We start from the raw sequence: 18,280 nt of genomic DNA on the forward strand, positions 1-18,280 counted from the left end.
GAGGGGGCGTTCACGCTGGTGGCGAGTGAGGGATTCGAACCCCCGAAGTCTAAGACGGCTGATTTACAGTCAGATCCCTTTGGCCGCTTGGGTAACTCGCCAAGTGCGCACCCGCCCGGCTTTTCCAGTCGATCGGAGGCGCGATCCACCATCTTACGCGTAGATGCGCGAGGTCAGAAATCGAGCCGGTTCAGGTGCCGATACGGTCCAGATCCATGCCGCTCAGCGCGCTCGGCGTGCGCAGCAGAGCGCCCTCGAACCGGCACGTCGCGGCGGCGGCATCCATCGCGGTCTGCAGCACCGCCTCCCACCCCTCGTCGCCCTCGGGAGCGCCCGCGACCAGCGCGGCGACGGTCGCGGCGAACGCCGCGTCGCCCGCACCCATGGTGTCGACCACGCGACCGGGCAGGTTCGAGATCGGGCGGGTGACCACGACCTCGCCGGCCTCGAGGGTGGCGCCGGCGGCCCCTTCGGTCGCGAGCACGGCCCGCGCGCCGAGATCGATCAGCCGCGCCCGCAGCGCGTCGACGCGTTCGCCGTAGAGCAGCGCGGCGTCGTCCTCGCCGACCTTGACGAGCGCTGCACCGGCGGCGAGCGCCTCGAAGCCGCGCACGAACTCCGCCGTGTCGTGCATCATGCCCGCCCGCGGGTTGGGATCCAGGGCGAGCGACGCCCCGGCCGACGAGATCGCGTCGGCCAGCTCCGCCGCCTGCTCGGCGTCGTCGAGCGCGACGCAGCTGACGACCACGAGGTCGGCGGCCGCCAAGGCCTCGCGCTCAGGCTCGCCGAACCGGATGCGACGGCGCTGGGCCGCCTCGTTGAACACGTACGTCGGCTCGCCGCCGCCGGTGCGGGTCGACACGGCTCGCGCGGTGCCGAACAGCGACGGCGTCGCGATGAGCCCGACGCCGTAGTCGTCGAGGTAGCGGCGAACGCGCGACGCCGGCTCGTCGTCGCCGAGCATGGCGATCAGGGTCGCCGGCACGCCGAGCCGGGACAGGCCGACCGCGACGTTGAGCGCGGCTCCCCCGACGAACTCGCGCACGCCGTGGTCGTCGCGCAGTTCGTCGATGAGCGCATCGCCGACGACCACGACGGTCATCGGCGCACGCCCGCGGTCTCGAGCACGCGGCCGACGAACGCCTCGGTGCGGCGCCTCGTGCCGTCGATCTTGAGGTCGACGCTCGCCCGCACCTCGTTCGGCGCCAGCGGAGCGGCCAGCCGCACGTTCTCGTGGCATGACAGGTCGGCGCAGATGTACGTGCCGACGCTGTCGCCGTGCACACCCGCCTCGCCCGCCCGGCGGGCCGTGTACATCACGACCTGGTCGGCCGGCTGCATCGTGTGGCACAGGTTGCACATCGCGGCACGCGCGTGCGACGACCCGTCGGCCGCGCGCATCACGATCCCCGCGGGACTGCCGTCGATCTCGGCCACGACGTAGCCCCGACCGCGCGTGCGCGGGTCGCGCCACGCCAGGAAGTCGAGGTGATCCCAGTCGGTCAGCACGAAATCAGCCGGCAGGGCGACGAGTCTCAGCTCGTCGGATGAGGCGTTCACGAATGACGAACGCACGTCTTCTTCGGTCAGCGGGCGCATGGCACCTCCTCGCCGCCCCAGTCTACGAAGAGTGGATGCCGCCGCCACCCTTTGCGGTCGGTCCGCGTACCGGCGCCGAGACCGGGGCCTGCGCGGGCGAGCCAGGGGAATCTCTGCGAGACCGGGGACGAGGCCCTCGGTCTCGACGCGAATCCCCCGGCTCGGCGAGACCGGGAATCTGAGCGCCGAGACCGGGGATCCGCGAGGCGAGACCGGGGAGCTGAGCGCCGAGACGGGAGCCGCGCCTCAGGCGCCGGGCACCACGACGCCGGGCAGCATCCACACCGCGAAGGCCGGGCCGTCAGCCGACAGCAGGACCGAGCCGTCGTCGCCGACACCGAGCGTCGCGTCGCCGTACACGGCCTCGGCCGCCGCGGCGCCGGGCAGTGCGCCGGCGGGGATGACGGCATCCGCATCGCCCTTCGCGGCGAGCACCAGCAGCGTCTCGCCAGCCGACTCGCGAACGAACACGACAGTGTCGTCGTCGACGTGCACCCAGCGCAGACCGCCGGTCGCCAGGGCGGGGTGTGAGCGGCGGAGCGCGATGAGGTCGCGGTACAGCGCCAGGCGCCCGGCCACCGCGGGCTCGTCCTCGGTGCCCCACGGCATCGGGGTGCGACTGGCCTCGCCGTCGATGCCGACCAGGCCGAACTCGTCGCCCGCGAACACGACAGGCAGACCCGGCAGAGTCATCATGAGTCCCGCCGCGACGGGAACCGTTCCAGGTGCGGCGTTCGTCGCGAAGCGGCCAGTGTCGTGCGTGTCGAGCGGCTGCATGTTGCACAGGCGCACGCGCCACGGGATGCCGGCGGTGAACCGCACGACGGCATCGACGAACTGCCGCGCGGTGTAGCGCGGGATGCCGCCGATCGGCTGGGTGAAGAACCACGGCTCGGTCTGCATCGAGCCGTCCCACGCGACGTACGGCGCGTGCGTGGGCTCCGACAGCCAGCCCCACACCGGACGCGTGAACGACGGGTACGTCATCGCGCCGTGCCAGCCGTCGCCCTGCAGATCGCTCGCGGCGTCGTTCGTCGACTCGCCGAGCAGGATCGCGTCGGGGTTGATCTCGTGCACGCGTCCGCGCAGCAGCTCACGCACTTGTGCGTTGAGGTCGACGGCGCCCAGGCGCCCGGTCATGTTGGCGACGTCGATGCGCCAGCCGTCGATCGAGAACGGCGGCTGCAGCCACTTCGCGACCACCGAGTCGTGCGCTTCGACGAAGCGGCGGCGCAGCTCGGGCGACGACCAGTCGAACTTCGGCAGGGTCTCGTGACCGAGCCACGACTCGTACGCCGTGTTGTCGTCGTTCGTGAAGTAGTAGAACTCCTGCTCGGGTGCTCCGGGGTGCCCGTACGCGGCGCGGAACCACTCGTGGCGGTCGCCCGAGTGGTTGCTGGTGAGGTCGCCGATGACGCGGATGCCGCGCGCATGCGCCGCCTCGATCAGCCGCAGGTACGCCTCGTCGCCGCCGAGCAGCTCGTCGACGCGGTCGAAGCTCGACGCGTCGTAGCGGTGGTTGGAGGCCGCCGGGAAGATGGGCGTGAGGTACAGCAGATCGACGCCCAGCGCGACGAGGTGGTCGAGCTTCTCGAGGATGCCGTCGAGGTCGCCGCCGTAGAACTGGCTGGAGCGAGCGGGCACCACCGGATCCACCGGCTCGTCCCACGCCGCCGGGATCGCCCAGTCCGGTGCGGGGCGGTCGTCGGCGTGCGCCGACCGCGCGAACCGGTCGGGGAACACCTGGTACATGACCGATGAGGCCAGCCACGCGGGCGGGGCGGGCATGGCCACCAGCGCGAAGTCCTCGGCGTCGAGCGTCTCGATGGCGTGCAGCCCCGTCTGGTTCAGCCACTCGACACGGCCGTCCGCATGGACCAGCACCCAGCGGTACCCGTGCCGTGGGTTGCGCACCGTGACCGGCGCCTGCCACCAGTCCCAGCCGTCCTCCGAGCCGAGCAGGACGGCATCCGTCCACTCCGGCTCGTGGTCGGGGTTCGAGCGGGTGCGGACGGCCGCGAGCGGGCCGTAGCCGGACGGCACGCGCAGACGCACCTGCACCGCATCGCCGAGGGCCGGCGCCGCGTTCGACACGTACAGCGGGGATCCGTCGTGGTGGGGCTGCAGACTCGTCATGCTCCGGCCTTTCGTGAGGGTGTCATGATCGCACGCGCCTGCGACCAGCGGATGAACGAAGGATGCCGCACCCGTGCACGCCGCAGCGCGCCGGGTGCGGCATCCACTCGATCAGCCCTTGGTCGCGCCCGCCGTGAGGCCGCCGACGATGTACTTCTGCAGCAGCAGGAACAGCACCACGACCGGGATCGCGGCCATCACGGCACCCGCCGAGAACGCCGACCAGTCCGCGTAGCGGGGGTTCGAGACGAGCTGGGTGAGCCCGACGACGAGCGTCTTCTTCTCGGGATCGATGAGCATGACGCTCGCGATCACGTACTCGTTCACGATGCCGATGAAGGCCAGCAGTCCCACGACCGCCAGGATGGGTGCGACAAGTCGCAGGATGATCGTGAAGAAGATGCGGGCGTGGCCGGCGCCGTCGATCTTGGCGGCCTCGTCGAGCTCCTTGGGGATCGTGTTGAAGAAGCCGTACATGAGGTACGTGTTCACGCCGAGCGCGCCGCCGAGGTACACGAGGATCAGACCGCTGAGGGTGTTGAGACCGATCGCCGGGAACCAGTCGCCGATCGCGGTCATCATGAGGAAGATCGCGACCACCGCGAGCAGCTGCGGGAACATCTGCACGACGACGATCGTGATGAGACCCACACGGCGCCCCGCGAACCGCATGCGCGAGAAGGCATACGCGGCGAGAGCCCCGATGAACACCATCGAGAACCCGGTGACGAGGGCCACGATCATGGTGTTCAGGAACCACATCGGGTACGGCACGTCAGGATTGGTCAGCATCCGCACATAGCTGTCGAAGCTGATCTCGCCGAACAGGCGGTTGCTGCCGATGAGTGTGCCGTTCGAGTTCAGCGACGCCGACAGCACGTACACCAGCGGGAAGATCGCGAAGATCGAGACGACGATCGCGACGAGGTGACGCCAGCCGGTGTCGGCGAACCAGCGGCCGAACGTGCGACGGCGGGGCGCCGGGAGCGCGTAGGGGGCACCGGCGGCGGTGCGGTCTTCGGTCAGAGCGGCGGTCTGTGCCATGTCAGTTCAGCTCCTCGAGCGCCTTGGTCTTGCGGAAACTGATGATCGAGATCACCGCGACGACGATGAAGATCAGGATCGAGAACGCCGCGGCCAGACCGTAGTCGCGGTTCTGGCCGGTGAAGGCCACCTTGTAGACCATCGAGATCAGGATGTCGGTGTGCCCGACCGGTAACGACACGTCCGTGAAGCGTGGTCCGCCGCCGGTGAGCATGTAGATCAGGTTGAAGTTGTTGAAGTTGAACGCGAACGACGCGATCAGCAGCGGCGAGACCGTCACCAGCAGCAGCGGGAGCTTGATGCGGCGGAAGATCTGCCACGGGCTCGCGCCGTCCATGACGCCGGCCTCGTTGACCTCTTCGGGGATGCCCTGCAGCGCCCCCATGCAGACGAGGAACATGTAGGGGAAGCCGAGCCACAGGTTGACGATCAGGACCGAGACCTTCGCCAGCCACGGATCGGTCAGCCACGGGATCTCGGCGCCGCCGAGCAGCACCTGGTTGATGAAGCCGAAACTCTTGTTCATCATGCCTGCCCAGATGAGGGCAGACAGGAACGCGGGGAAGGCGTACGGCAGGATCAGCATGCTGCGGTAGCCGTTCTTGAACCGCATGCGCTTGTTCTGGAACAGCAGCGCCAGGAGCAGCCCGAGGAAGAACGTCGACGCGACAGAGATGATCGCGAACGCGAAGGTCCATGCGGTGACGGCCAGGAGCGGTCCGCGGATGGACGTGTCGGTGATCGCCCGCACGAAGTTGTCGAACCCGACGAAGACCTGCCAGCCCGGCAGCAGCTGCTCGCCGCTCTCGGAGGTGAAGGCGCCCTCGCCGTCGTCGGTGTACACCGTGCCTGTCGTGGTGTCGGTCATGGTGTCGGCGACCGGGTCGTAGTCGAGGGTCGAGACGTACAGGTAGCCCTTCTGCCCGTCCTGCGTGCGGATCGCCCCGTCGTTGGGGTCGTCGCTGTACGGGACGGCGAGCGCCTCGACCTCGTCGCTGCGCTGCAGCACGTCGGCGAAGGTGAGCGTGGTCCAGCCGTCGACGGTGCCGTCGGAGGCGACATCGACCGGCTCGAGCGGCTGCGTGTTGGTGCCGATCGACACCTCGTCGTCGGTCGGATCGGTGACCAGGAGACCGAGCTCGTTGAAGCGCTCGACGACGGCCACTTCATAGGTGGGCGAGTCCTCGACGCGCTCCAGCGACGAGCGCATGAGCGACGCGATCGCCTGGTCCTTCGTGCCGTTGTGCCCGGTGCCGTAGTTGGTGAAGCCGATGTAGGCGGTGTAGCTGAGGGTGAAGATCTGGAAGACGACGAGCAGGATGATGCCCGGCGTGAGGTACTTCGCGGGGATGGTCCGGCGCGAGAAGTAGATCCAGTTGACGAGGACCGTGACGGCGGCCACGAGCCCGAGCACGAGCCACTCGCTGTGTGCGAGCAGGACGAACACGGCGTAGACCGCGATGGCATCGACGATCGCGAGCAGCACGATCTTCAGCACCAGCCAGCGGAGCTTGCCTCCGGCGGCATCCGCGATGCGGGCCGCGCTGCGCTGCTTCGGCGTCTGCGGCGGCGCCTTCTCGGCGGTCTCGGGGGTGACGGTGTCGGTCATGGGGCGTCCTCAATCATCGGGACCGGGACGGATGCCGGCGGCATCCGTCCCGGTCGCCTTCGCGGTCATGCGACCGCGGTGACTTACTTGGTGATCGCGGCGCTCACGTCGTCGGTGAGCTTCTGCCACGTCGCCGTGGGGTCGGCGCCGTTGATGATGGCGGCCTCGGCGATGCCCCAGTACTGCCACACCGCGCCCATGGCCGGGATCGCGGGCATCGGGACGGCGTCGGCGCCGACCTTCTGGAAGCCGGCGATGATCGGGTCGGCGGCGGCCGTGTCGGCGGCGACCTTCAGCGCGGGGAGCACGTTGCCGGCCTTGAACAGGTCGAGCTGCACGTCCTCGGTGCCGATGTAGTTGACGAGGAAGTCGTTCGCGGCGACCTTGTTCTTCGACTCGGAGCTCACGAAGAAGCCCTTGACGCCGGCGAAGGGCGAGGCGACCTCACCGGTCGGGGACGGCACGGAGTCGATCGCGACGTTGATGCCGGCATCGGTCGCGGCGCCGACGTTCCACGGGCCGGTCAGCCAGAAGGCGGCCTCGCCGGTCGTGAACTTGGTCTTGGCGATGTCACCGGTGATGTCGGTGTTGAAGTTGCCGGCGGCACCCTGCGCTCCGAGCCACGTGGCGAACTGGAAGCCGCCCTCGTTGCCGATCTGCAGGTCGGTCGGGTCGTAGTTGCCCTCGGCATCGGTGCCGAACACGGGGGCGCCGAACGCCGTCTGGAACGGGTACAGGTGGTAGGGGTTGCCCTCGACGCCCTGTTCGACGACGAACGGGGTCTCGAGGCCGGCGGCCTTGCCCTTGGCGATCATGTCGTCGAAGCTCGTGGCGGCCTCGGGGATGAGGTCCGCGTTGCGGAGGATCGCGATGTTCTCGACCGCATACGGAAGCATGTAGGTGGTGCCCTCGTAGGTCGACGCCTGCAGCGCGACGGGGAGGTAGCCGTCGGCGCTGTCACCGAGCTCGATCGGCGCGACGACGCCGTTGGTCGACAGCTCGCCGAGCCAGTCGTGCGCACCCATGACGACGTCCGGCCCCTTGCCCGTCGGCACCTGCTGGATGAAGTCGTCCTTGATCTTGCCGTTGTCCTTGCCGACGAGGTCGACCTTGACGCCGGTCTTGTCCTCGTAGGCCTCGACGGCGCCCTTCATGGCATCGACGCGCTCCGTGTCGACCCAGACGGTCAGCGTGGTCGTGCTGGAGTCGTCCTTGCTGCTGTCGTCCGACGCGTTGCTGCTCGAGCAGCCCGCCAGGATGATCGACGCGACGGCGATGCCGCCGATCGCGAGCCAGCTCTTCTTGTTCACCTTCATCGGTGCAGTGCCTCTCTGGAGTACTGAGTGAGTCCGGCCGCTCTGCCGGGGCGCGACAGTGCGGGTTCGACTCGTTTCGCTGCGATTGCAAGCGCTTACATTCTGCATCGCCATGCGTTATATGGCAACACCGGCTCCCGATCGATATCTCGCCGTGACTTTGCTCGTGCTCGTGGAACCGCTTGCACGCTGGTTCTCACCTGCAACCGCTTGCAGCGGCATCCACTTCTTGCCGTCCACGCCACGCGGCCCGACGCCCGCGGATAGAATCCCGGCATGGCTGACAGCTCCTTTGACATCGTCTCGAAAGTCGACCACCAGGAGGCCGACAACGCCCTCAACCAGGCGCGCAAGGAGGTCGAGCAGCGATACGACTTCAAGGGCACGAACGCCTCGATCGAGTGGAGCGGCGAGGCGGTGCTCATCAAGGCGAGCACCGAGGAGCGCGCGAAGGCCGTGCTGGACGTGTTCCAGTCCAAGCTCATCAAGCGCGGCATCTCGCTCAAGAGCCTGGAGACCGGCGATCCCGTCGCCGGCAGCAAGGAGTACCGCATCACCTCGACGATCAAGGACGGCATCTCGTCCGAGAACGCGAAGAAGATCTCGAAGATCATCCGCGACGAGGGTCCCAAGTCCGTGAAGTCGCAGATCCAGGGCGACGAGCTGCGCGTGCAGTCCAAGTCCCGCGACGACCTGCAGGAGGTCCAGCGCCTGCTCAAGGCCTCCGACCTCGACGTCGATCTGCAGTTCGTCAACTACCGCTGATCTACACCTGGAGGGGTGGATGCCGCGCGCCGCGGCATCCACCCCTCCGTCGTCTGCGGCGGCGGCGGGCGGGATCAGCGCGGCGCCACGGGCTTCGTGCGCACCGGACCCATCCACGTCGCGACGAGCACCGACGTGAGGGCGCCGGCGGCCATGATCGCGGCGAGCACCACGATCTGGAAGCGCCCCGCCTCGATCGGCGAGATGCCGCCGAAGATGGCCCCGACGAAGGCTCCCGGCAGCACGACGAGCCCCGTGGTCTTGGTCTGATCGATCGCGGGCACGAGGGCGTCCCGGACGGCGCGACGGGCCAGGTGCAGCGTCGATGCCCGCGGGGTCGCGCCGAGCGCGAGCCAGCCCTCCACCTCGTCCCAGTGGTCCACGATCGACGTCGTGAACATCCGCCCGGTCAGCGTGGCGATGCTCATCGCGTTGCCGATGACGATCGCCCCGATCGCGAGGGCGTACCGCGTCGTCAGTTCGAGGGCACCCGTCGCGAACACGACGGTAGCGGCGACCAGGACGCCCGCCGCGATGGACGACGCCATCATCGCGAACGAACGGCTCGACCGGCCGACGCGGCCCGTTGCGACCGATGCCGCGATCGCGAACATCACGACCAGCGCGACGGCGATCCACAGGGCGCTGGTGATGACGCCGGTGAGGATCACGCTGATCACCGCGAGCTGCACCGCTCCGCGCAGGATCGCCACGACCGGCGCCCACAGCCCCGGGATCCGGAAGAGCGCGAGCACGCCCGTCGTGATGACGGCGAGGACGAGCACGCCGACGAGCGTCGGACCGAGATCGGCGGGCAGGGTCACGCTCGGAGCCTACCGAGCGCGTGTGCGCTCCGGGCTCCCCCTAAGCTCGGGCCATGCGCTTTCTCCGGGCCGTGCTGTCGGCCGTCGCGGCGACCCTGCCGGTCCTCGTCCTGCTGCTCATCCCGCAGTTCGTGCACGGCGGGGCCGGCAACCCGGGGCTCACCGCCCTCGGCGGCCCCTGGCTCAACGCCCTGTTCCTCGCCGCGATCATCCTGATCCCCCGGGTCAACGGCGCCCTCGACCCGCAGGTGCCGGACTGGACGTCGTCCACCGCCATGGCCTCGACCACGCGGGTGTGGCGCACCCGCATCTGGTTCGCGATCCTCGCGGCTCTCGCGCTGCTGGCCGTGTTCGCCGCCGGGCAGACGGCCGCGTACCTCCTGGGCGTCGCGTCTCCGGCGATCGTCGACGGAGAGCTGCACTACGGCCGCTTCCTCGCGCAGGAGGTCGTGGTCTACCTGCTGGGCTACGTGCTCTCGCTCACGGTGTACACGCTGATCATCCGCGCCCTGGTGCGTCCCGAGCCCAAGCCCGGCAAGCGCTGAGCGACGGGATGCCGCGGGCCGCGGCATCCCTGAGTCCCCCAGGTCACCGCACCCGACGTAGAAGGCCCCGGGTGCTGGGGACACCCGGGGCCTGACGTCGCGGGCAATCACGCTCGTCCACCCCCCGGCGAACGGCACCACGCGACGGTGGGAAGGTTTCTTGGGGAGGTCCCTTCCCTGAGGCGCTGGGGACGCCTCGCGATAAGCCTAACCCGATTGGTACAACCAAGTCTGTCCCCTCTTCGGGGGACAAGACTGCAGGCTTCAGTGGTGGACGATATAGCCGTCCGACCAGCGGCGGAGCGCCGCGAAGGCGTCGGCGCGGGGCGTCGGCCGCGACAGGAACACGTCGTGGATGGCGCCCTCGATACGCGCGATCGTCACATCCCGGCCGATGCGGGTGGCCGCACGGGCGATCTCGTCGACGACGAGCACCGCGTCGGTGGAGGTCATCGACTCCTTCCACGACAGCGGCGGCGTGGACCGCGCCGACAGCAGCACGAACGCGGGGCCGCCGACGTCGAGGCCCGCGGCGACCGCCCGGTGTCCGTCCATCACGGCCGCCAGCCATCCGGGGGCGGTCGGGAAGCCGCGGTCGGGACGCCAGGTCTCGCGCTGCGGATCGGTCGGCAGCGACCCGATCTCGTGCTGCGCGCGCGTGTAGAACCCGAAGTCGACCTCGGGCTGCGAGCCGCGCGGGTCCCACTTGGCCCGCATCTCGACCAGCGGCGCCAGCGCGTGCCGGCCGATCGCCCCCACCTGCAGCTCCAGCCACGGGCTGTTGAGCACGACGGCGCCGGCGCGGCCGGCGTGACGCGAGGCCCACAGCGTCAGGATCAGCCCGCCGGTCGAGTGCCCCATGAGCACGAGGCGACGTGCGGAGGCAGCATCCGGCGTCCCCTGTCCCATCGCGTCGAGGGCGGCGGCGATGTCGACGTCGTAGTCCTCGAGACGGTCCACGTAGCCCGGCGTCATGCCGGCGCGCAGGCTCCGCCCGTAACGCCGCAGGTCGAGGGCGTAGAAGCGCGCGCCGCGGCTGGTCCAGAACTGCGCCACATCCCGCTGGAAGAAGTAGTCCGACCAGCCGTGGACGTACAGCACGTCCACGTCGCGCAGCGGCGCCCACAACGTCAGCAGCGGATTCGGGATGCTGCGCACCAGTGTCGCCACCAGCTCGCCCTGGGCGCCCTCGACGCCGAGCGGCATGGTCAGCTGCTCGAACGGCTTCCCCAGGATGTCGGGGACCCACGCGAGGGACGTCCCGGCCATGCCCCTCAGCCTAGGGGGCGGGCGTCACTCGCCGCGGGAGATCGAGACCATCTCGTCGCGCGGGACCACCTTGACGCGCGCACGCTCGTGTGGGGCGCCGAGGGCGATCTCATGCTCGTCGAGACGGTGCCAGCCGTCGAGGTCGGTCCACCGCACACCGCGCTCGGCGAGGAGCGCCGGGATGGCGGCCTCGGACGGATCGGCCGGCTGCCACCACGTGCCCTGGTCGTTGATGAGGTGGCGGACGGTCTCCATCGCGTCGGACTTGGTGTGCCCGATGAGCCCGACCGGGCCGCGCTTGATCCAGCCCGTCGCATACACGCCGTTGACGCGCTGGTTGGAGTCCTTGCTGAGCACCTGACCCTCACGGTTGGGGATCACGCCGTGCTTCTTGTCGAACGGGACGCCCGGCAGCGGCGAGCCGAAGTATCCGACGGCTCGGTACAGCGACTGGATCGGCACCTCGCGCAGCTCGCCGGTGCCGACCACGCCGCCCTCGCCGTCCGGGCGGGTGCGCTCGTACACGAAGCCCGACACGCGGCCGTCGGCGTCGGTCCTGATCTCGACCGGCTTGGCGTAGAAGTGCAGATGCAGGCGACGGGATGCCGTCCCCCCGGCGTTGTTCACCGAATCCCGCTTGCGCCACGACTGCAGCACGCGATCGATCACCATGACCTGCTTGTTGCTCGCGATGGCCGCCTGCGAGGCCTCGTCGTAGTCGAAGTCCTCGTCGTACACGACCATGTCGACGTCACGCAGCTCGCCGAGCTCGCGCAGCTCGAGGGGCGTGAACTTGACGTTCGCCGGGCCGCGGCGGCCGAACACGTGCACGTCGGTGACCTGCGAGGCCACGAGGCCGGCGTGCACGTTCTCGGGGATCTCGGTGGGCAGCAGGTCCTCGGCGTGCTTGGCGAGCATGCGCGCCACGTCGAGGGCCACGTTGCCGTTGCCGATGACGCCGACCGAGGCCGCCTCGAGCGGCCACTCGCGCGGCACGTCGGGGTGACCGTCGAACCAGCTGACGAAGTCGGCCGCGCCGTACGAGCCGATGGCGTCGATGCCGGGGATGTCGAGGTCGGTGTCGTGGATCGCGCCGGTCGCGAAGATGACGGCGTTGTAGTGGTGCTTGAGGTCGTCGAGCGTGATGTCCTCACCGAAGCGCACGTTGCCGAAGATGCGGATGTCGCCGCGGTCGAGCACCTCGCGCAGCGCCGTGATGATGCCCTTGATGCGGGGGTGGTCGGGAGCCACTCCGTACCGGACCAGCCCGTAGGGGGCGGGCAGCTGCTCGAACAGATCGATCGACACGTCGAACTTGCGCTCGGCCTTCAGCAGGATGTCGGCGGCGTAGATGCCTGCCGGGCCTGCGCCGACGATCGCCAGTCGGAGCTTGGTCATGCGTGGTCCTTTCGGGGATCGGGCTCGTCCCGGCCCGGTTCGTTGAGCGAGCGAAGCGAGACGAAGCGCCGACGTGGCTAGCTGGAGCGGTCGGCGACGGCCTGCGCGAACCGCGTGAGCGCCTCGCGCACCGCACCGTCTGGCAGCGGTGCCAGTGCGTCGATCGCCTCGTGCGACCACGCGTTCGCGAGGTCGAGGGTGGCCTGCGTGGCCTCGTGGTCGCGCAGCTGCGCGAGCGGCTCGTCGAGCAGTGCCGGGTCGGCGCCGTCCGCGATCTGCGCGACGCCGTCGTCGATGCGGGTGCGCAGCGCCACCGCGTCGGCGTCGGTGCGCTGCCCCAGGACGAGGTACGGCATCGTCGGCACGCCGGCGCGCAGGTCGGTGCCGGGCACCTTGCCGGTCTCCCCCGGGTCGGCCGACAGGTCGATCACGTCGTCGAGCAGCTGGAAGGCGACGCCGGCCTTCTCGCCGAACACGACCATCGGCTGTTGGAACTCCTCTGGCCCGTTCGAGAAGATCACGCCCGCCTGGGCCGCGGCCGCGATGAGCGAACCGGTCTTGTCGGACAGCACCTGCAGGTAGAACTCGACGGGGTCGTCGTCATCCGACGGCCCCACGGTCTCGTGCATCTGACCGAGCACGAGCCGCTCGAACGTGTCGGCCTGCAGCCGGATGGCCCGGTCGCCGTGGCGCGCCATGATCTGGCTCGCGCGCGAGAACAGCAGGTCGCCGGTGAGGATCGCGACGTTGTTGCCCCAGACGGCATGCGCACTGGGCACGCCGCGACGTTTGTCGGCGGCATCCATCACGTCGTCGTGGTACAGCGACCCGAGGTGGGTGATCTCCAGCGCGGTGGCCGCCTCGATGACCTCGTCGGTCGCGCCGTCGCCGAGCTGGGCCGTCAGCAGCGCCAGCATGGGACGCACGCGCTTGCCGCCGGCGTCGTACAGGTAGCGGCTGGTCGCATCTGCCAAGGCGTCGGTGGCGTGCAGTTCGCTCTCGAGGGCGAGGTCGACGCGCTTGAGGCCCGCCTCGACGGTCTTGCGCAGGCCGCGCGAACGCGCCCCCGCGAAGACGCGGTCGGTCAAGCCCAGCTTGCCCGCGATGCGCGAGCCCGGCACGGTCGGTGTCACCCTGCCAGCCTACCGGGGCTGCGTTTCGTCTCGCTTCGCCCGCTCGACGACCGGGGGCCGTCGCTTCGCTCCCTCGACGACCGGTGGCTTCACGGCGCGATGGAGGGCCACGATCCCGAGGGTCAGATTGCGGTGTGCGACCTCGGTCCAGCCGCTCTCGCGGATCCAGGCCGACAGGCGGCGCTGGTCGGGCCAGTCGCGGATCGACTCGTTCAGGTAGTCGTACGCCTCGGCGTTGGAGCTGACCGCGCGTGCAGCGACCGGCAGCACGCGGTCGTTGTAGAAGCGGTAGAGACCGTTGAAGACCTTCGACGGCGGCTGCGAGAACTCGCACACCACCAGGCGCCCGCCGGGCTTGGTCACCCGCAGCATCTCGCGCAGCGCCTTCTTGGGGTCGTCGACGTTGCGCAGTCCGTACGAGATCGTCACGGCGTCGAACTCGTCGTCGCCGAACGGCAGCGCTGTCGCGTTCGCCTCGACGAACGACAGATTCGGGATGCCGCCCCCCGGCGCCTGCGGACCGTAACGGCGCTCGCCCTCGGCCAGCATGCCGGGCGAGAAGTCGGCGGCGACCACCTGGGCGCCCCGGCCGGCCAGCGCGGCGCTGGACATCGCGGTGCCGGCCGCCAGGTCGAGGATGCGCTCCCCACGTCGCGGGTCGACCGCCCGCACCATGGCGGCACGCCAGAACCGGTCGTTGCCGAGGCTCAGGACGGTGTTGGTGCGGTCGTATCCGGCGGCGACCTGGTCGAACATGCCGCTGACGCGCGACGGGTCCTTGTGCAGGTCGGCGCGGTTCGCGTCGTGATCGGAGGGGTGCGCTGCCACGGTTCGAGTCTAGGCGGCGGGTCCGGGAGCGCCGCTGTCGGCGGCGGGATCCGGGAACGTCACCGTCGGGAGGGGTTCGACGGGCGGCAGCGCGGCGAGCTTCGCCAGCCAGTGCGCGGCTGTCGCGTCGTCGAACGGCGGCTCGGCCGCGCGCACACGCCGCTCGAGGTCGACCGCGACGGCTTCGAGCTTCTCGACGAGGTCGAGCGGATAGCCGTAGGCGATGCGGTGCTCGTCCCACTCGTCGCGGTCCTCGATGTACACGTCGCCGGGGCTGCGCAGCACACCCTCCCGGTCGACGTACGGTTCTGCGGGCTCGCGCCGGACGACGTCGAGGTCCATGTCGATGCCGGTGGGGACGCCGGCATCCCACCGTACGTCCCAGGCGACGTCGATGTACACGCGGGTCGGGTGCGGAGCCGCATTGTGCGTGTAGGCGTAGTCACCGCTCGGCGGCATGAGCGTGACGCTGTCGTATTCGGCGGGGAACTCGCGGCCGGGACGGACGTTGCGCCACCCGGCGGGCTGACCGAGCCAGTCGCCCCAGCGGTCGCTGCCGAGGTAGATCTCGTCGCCGACCCAGTGCGGACCGCCGTCCCATTTGCGCCACCGGAACTGGAGCGCGGTGCCGATCTCGGGCCGGTCGGGGCGGTTCGGTCTGGGCTGTGCGGCGGCGGCGTCGGTCACCCGGCGAGTCTAGGCTGGAGGGGTGACATCTTCGCGCCGCCCGCCTCAGCTGGTGGTCGAGACCCGCGAGATCGAACTCGTCGACGACCTGCTCGCGTACGCCTCCCCCGACGAGCCGCTCGCGTGGCTGCGCCGTGGCGACGGCATCGTCGGCATCGGCCGCGTCGGCGGGTACGAGCGCGGTCCGCACTCGCCCGCCGTCGGCGTCCACGGCGACCTCGGGCTGTCGCCCGCCGACACCTGGCGCGAGATCGCGTTGACCGCCGAGGTCGACGACCCCGTCGGGCTCCCCGGCACCGGCCTCGTCGCGTTCGGCACCCTCGTCTTCGATGAGCGCTCGGCGGCCACGAGCAGGCTCGTCGTGCCGCAGGCGATCGTGGGGCGCCATCGCGGGCGCTCGTGGATCACGCGCGTCCGCTCGAGGTTCGATCTGCCGGAGCCCTCGCTCCAGCCCGCCCCGTACGGCCCGCACTGGTCGGCGACGCTCGGTCCGGGCACGCTCGACCCCGCGGGCTACCAGGCCGCGGTGCGCGCCGCGGTCGAGGCGATCCGCGCCGGCGAGCTCGAGAAGGTCGTGCTCGCGCGCGACCTGGTGGGCACGATCCCCGCCGGTGCCGACCTGCGTCGCCTGGTGCGCGCTCTCGCGCACGACTACCCCGACACCTGGACGTTCGCCGTCGACGGGATGATCGGCGCGAGCCCCGAGACCCTGGTGACCGCCTCCCGCGGCGTCGTGACCGCCCGGGTGCTCGCCGGGACCATCCCGCGCGGGACCGACGCGCACGACGATGCGGCGGCATCCACCTCCCTCGCGCACAGCGACAAGGACCTCGGCGAGCATCGCTTCGCCGTGCAGAGCGTGCTCGACGCGCTCGGCCCGCACGTCAGCCACCTCCGCGCCGATCCTGAGCCCTTCACCCTCAAGCTGCCGAACCTGTGGCACCTCGCGACCGATGTCGCCGGCGACCTCGCCGACCACGCGTCCTCGCTCGACCTCGTCGCGGCGCTGCACCCGACGGCCGCCGTCGCGGGCACGCCGACCGCTGCCGCCCTCGACGCGATCCGTCGCCTCGAACCCTTCGACCGCGGACGCTACGCCGGCCCGGTGGGCTGGGTCGACGGCGACGGCAACGGCGAGTGGGCCATCGCGCTGCGGTGCGCGCAGATCGGCTCGGACCCCGCACACGGGCACGCCGAGTACAGCGCCACGATCCCCGTCGTCGCGCATGCCGGTGCGGGCATCGTCGCGGCGAGCGACCCCGAGTCCGAGCTGCTCGAGACGCGCGTGAAGTTCCGCCCGATCGTCGACGCCCTGGCCTGACGCGCGCGACGCATATTCGGATCAGCAGCGGGCGGCGAGTGGATGCGGGGCGCCCGGCATCCCTCCCGCCCCGTCAGCGGGCGAGCAGCGCCCGCAGCGGGTCGAGGCCCATCGGGCCGAGGGCGAGGGCGTCGCGGTGGAAGTCCCGCAGTGAGAACGCGTCGCCGAGCCGCTCGCGATGCGCCGCGCGGGCGTCGCTCCACAGCCGCGCGCCGACCTTGAACGCGAGCGCCTGACCGGGCCAGCCGAGGTAGCGATCGACCTCGAAGCCGGCGAGCGCGGGCTCGACGAGGGCGAGATCGACGAGCAGGTCGCGGGCGAGCTCGGGCGTCCACTCCCCCTCGGGTACGAGCGCGTTCGGCGGGACCGGGCGACCGGTGTGCAGCCCGATGTCGGCGACGATCCGCACCGAGCGCCAGATCTGGCCGAGCACCAGGCCCAGGCGCTCGGCCGGGTCGCGAATGAGCCCGAGCTCGTCGGCCAGCTGCTCGGCGTAGTGCGCCCAGCCCTCGGCATAGCCGTGGATGTGGCACAGGTGGCGCTGCCACGGGTGAAGCTCGGGGTACGACGCGGTCAGCACGAACTGCAGATGGTGGCCGGGCACGCCCTCGTGGTGCACGCTCGTGACCTCCTGCCACGTCGCCGCCACGGGCACGCCGCTCGGGATGGTCCACACCACGCGTCCGGGAGTGGACCCGTCGGGCGCTCCCGGCGTGTAGTACACGACGCCGGTCGCGGCCTCCGAGACGAGGCATTCGACGTCGCGCACCGACGCCGGCAGGTCGAACGCGGGTGCGACGGCGTCGATCGTCTCGCCCACCCGCCGGGTGAGCCATGCCTCGATCGCCGCGACGCCGTCGAGCCGGTAGCGCGGATCGGAATCGAGAAGGGATGCCGCCGACCGCACGGGTTCGTCCCCCGAGCCGCCGAGCCTCCGGGCGAGGGCGCGCGCCTCGCCCACGAGACGTTCCAGCTCGGACCACCCGTAGGCGTACGTGTCGTCGAGGTCGATGCGGGCGCCGAGCATGCCGGTCGCGAGGTCGGCGTACACCGCCTCGCCGACGGCGTCCACTGTCGGCGCGACCGGTCGCAGCTCGTCGCGCAGCACCGCGACCAGCTCGGCGAGCGCCGCGCGGGTCTCATCGGCGGCGGCCCGCGCGCGGGTGCGGGTGGAGGCATCCAGGTCTGCGGCGATCGGGACGGAGCCGAACCAGTCCGACTCGGCCCACATCGCGACCTGCGCGGCGAGGGTGTCGAGCTGACGGACCGGTGCGACGCCGCCGCCGGTGAAGCGGTCGCCATGATCACGGGCCCACCGCAGGGCGGCGATGTACTCGCGCACCGCGGCCGGCGCGGCTTCGAGCGCCGCCAGCACCGACTGCCCGTGGGCGTCTGCGGTCACCGAACGGCCTTCCAGCGCGTACCGCACCCGGTGCACCGGAGTGGCCAGACCCGCGACGAGGCGGGGCGTGAACCCGGTGTCGAACAGCAGCCGCTCCCGCTCGAGGCGCTCGCGAAGCGCGGCGCGCAGCACCTCGTCGCCCTGGCCGGCCGCGTCGAGCGCGGCGAGCGTCGCGCCCTGCAGCTCGTGCTTGGCGACGAGCCACCCGGGCGACAGATCGGGCAGCGGACGCGCGACGAGCCCGAACGCCCGTGCGGCGTCGGGCTCGTGGCCGGCGAGGCCGCGGACGTAGTCGTCCGCGACGTCGCGGACCGGGTCAGAGCTCACCGGTCCACCCTAGGACGCGGACGGGAGCGACGTTTCGTCTCCGCTCCTTGGTCGCTCCGCGGGGCGACCCGGGGGAG

16 protein-coding genes and 1 tRNA gene are annotated in these 18,280 nt (G+C 70.7%); 3 read left to right on the forward strand and 14 right to left on the reverse strand.

The window, feature by feature from the left end; all coding sequences use genetic code 11:
• Positions 1-16 precede the first annotated feature (16 nt).
• From ABEA46_RS13475 to ABEA46_RS13505, 7 genes are all read right to left on the reverse strand, one after another.
• Positions 17-101: transfer RNA gene (locus tag ABEA46_RS13475), tRNA-Tyr, on the reverse strand.
• A gap of 89 nt (positions 102-190) precedes the next feature.
• The gene (locus tag ABEA46_RS13480) at positions 191-1,102 is read right to left on the reverse strand and encodes a PfkB family carbohydrate kinase (protein ID WP_345545066.1); all 912 of its coding nucleotides are present in this window, start codon (positions 1,100-1,102) and stop codon (positions 191-193) included.
• Entirely contained in the window at positions 1,099-1,599 is a 501-nt protein-coding gene (locus tag ABEA46_RS13485) for an FBP domain-containing protein (RefSeq protein ID WP_345545067.1), read from the reverse strand. Before ABEA46_RS13485 ends, ABEA46_RS13480 begins: the two co-directional genes overlap by 4 nt.
• 246 nt (positions 1,600-1,845) lie before the next feature.
• Complete coding sequence (locus tag ABEA46_RS13490) at positions 1,846-3,735, reverse strand: glycoside hydrolase family 13 protein (protein ID WP_345545068.1); 1,890 nt, start codon at positions 3,733-3,735, stop codon at positions 1,846-1,848.
• A gap of 111 nt (positions 3,736-3,846) precedes the next feature.
• Positions 3,847-4,779: a sugar ABC transporter permease gene (locus ABEA46_RS13495; protein ID WP_345545069.1), complete on the reverse strand. Its 933-nt coding sequence runs from the start codon at positions 4,777-4,779 to the stop codon at positions 3,847-3,849.
• A gap of 1 nt (position 4,780) precedes the next feature.
• The gene (locus ABEA46_RS13500) at positions 4,781-6,388 is read right to left on the reverse strand and encodes an ABC transporter permease subunit (RefSeq protein WP_345545070.1); all 1,608 of its coding nucleotides are present in this window, start codon (positions 6,386-6,388) and stop codon (positions 4,781-4,783) included.
• Positions 6,389-6,471: 83 nt separating this feature from the next.
• A complete protein-coding gene (locus ABEA46_RS13505; RefSeq protein WP_345545071.1) occupies positions 6,472-7,704 on the reverse strand; it encodes a sugar ABC transporter substrate-binding protein in 1,233 nt (410 codons plus the stop codon).
• Between the two features lie 276 nt (positions 7,705-7,980).
• On the opposite strand from ABEA46_RS13505, the gene ABEA46_RS13510 reads away from it, so the two are divergent.
• Positions 7,981-8,469, forward strand: a complete 489-nt coding sequence (locus tag ABEA46_RS13510; RefSeq protein ID WP_345545072.1) for a YajQ family cyclic di-GMP-binding protein — start codon at positions 7,981-7,983, stop codon at positions 8,467-8,469.
• A gap of 74 nt (positions 8,470-8,543) precedes the next feature.
• Here the strand turns inward: ABEA46_RS13510 and ABEA46_RS13515 are convergent, their stop codons facing one another.
• A complete protein-coding gene (locus tag ABEA46_RS13515; RefSeq protein ID WP_345545073.1) occupies positions 8,544-9,293 on the reverse strand; it encodes an ABC transporter permease in 750 nt (249 codons plus the stop codon).
• Between the two features lie 53 nt (positions 9,294-9,346).
• On the opposite strand from ABEA46_RS13515, the gene ABEA46_RS13520 reads away from it, so the two are divergent.
• Complete coding sequence (locus ABEA46_RS13520) at positions 9,347-9,838, forward strand: hypothetical protein (RefSeq protein WP_345545074.1); 492 nt, start codon at positions 9,347-9,349, stop codon at positions 9,836-9,838.
• Positions 9,839-10,102: 264 nt separating this feature from the next.
• On the opposite strand, the gene ABEA46_RS13525 is transcribed toward ABEA46_RS13520, so the two are convergent.
• From ABEA46_RS13525 to ABEA46_RS13545, 5 genes are all read right to left on the reverse strand, one after another.
• Positions 10,103-11,107 (reverse strand): alpha/beta hydrolase, encoded by a 1,005-nt coding sequence (locus ABEA46_RS13525; protein ID WP_345545075.1) that lies wholly within the window; start codon positions 11,105-11,107, stop codon positions 10,103-10,105.
• Positions 11,108-11,131: 24 nt separating this feature from the next.
• Complete coding sequence (locus tag ABEA46_RS13530) at positions 11,132-12,505, reverse strand: FAD-dependent oxidoreductase (protein WP_345545076.1); 1,374 nt, start codon at positions 12,503-12,505, stop codon at positions 11,132-11,134.
• Positions 12,506-12,582: 77 nt separating this feature from the next.
• The gene (locus ABEA46_RS13535) at positions 12,583-13,638 is read right to left on the reverse strand and encodes a polyprenyl synthetase family protein (RefSeq protein ID WP_345545077.1); all 1,056 of its coding nucleotides are present in this window, start codon (positions 13,636-13,638) and stop codon (positions 12,583-12,585) included.
• A 9-nt stretch (positions 13,639-13,647) separates the two neighbouring features.
• Positions 13,648-14,466, reverse strand: a complete 819-nt coding sequence (gene ubiE / locus ABEA46_RS13540; protein WP_345545078.1) for a bifunctional demethylmenaquinone methyltransferase/2-methoxy-6-polyprenyl-1,4-benzoquinol methylase UbiE — start codon at positions 14,464-14,466, stop codon at positions 13,648-13,650.
• A gap of 9 nt (positions 14,467-14,475) precedes the next feature.
• Entirely contained in the window at positions 14,476-15,153 is a 678-nt protein-coding gene (locus ABEA46_RS13545; protein ID WP_345545079.1) for a DUF402 domain-containing protein, read from the reverse strand.
• Positions 15,154-15,175: 22 nt separating this feature from the next.
• Between ABEA46_RS13545 and ABEA46_RS13550 the strand changes: the two genes are divergently transcribed.
• Complete coding sequence (locus tag ABEA46_RS13550) at positions 15,176-16,474, forward strand: isochorismate synthase (RefSeq protein WP_345545080.1); 1,299 nt, start codon at positions 15,176-15,178, stop codon at positions 16,472-16,474.
• Positions 16,475-16,547: 73 nt separating this feature from the next.
• On the opposite strand, the gene ABEA46_RS13555 is transcribed toward ABEA46_RS13550, so the two are convergent.
• Positions 16,548-18,203, reverse strand: coding sequence for a DUF885 domain-containing protein (locus ABEA46_RS13555; RefSeq protein ID WP_345545081.1), 1,656 nt, complete (start codon positions 18,201-18,203; stop codon positions 16,548-16,550).
• Between the last annotated feature and the right edge of the window lie 77 nt (positions 18,204-18,280).

The sequence above is a fragment of the Microbacterium jejuense genome (assembly GCF_039544225.1).
Classification (GTDB): domain Bacteria; phylum Actinomycetota; class Actinomycetes; order Actinomycetales; family Microbacteriaceae; genus Microbacterium; species Microbacterium jejuense.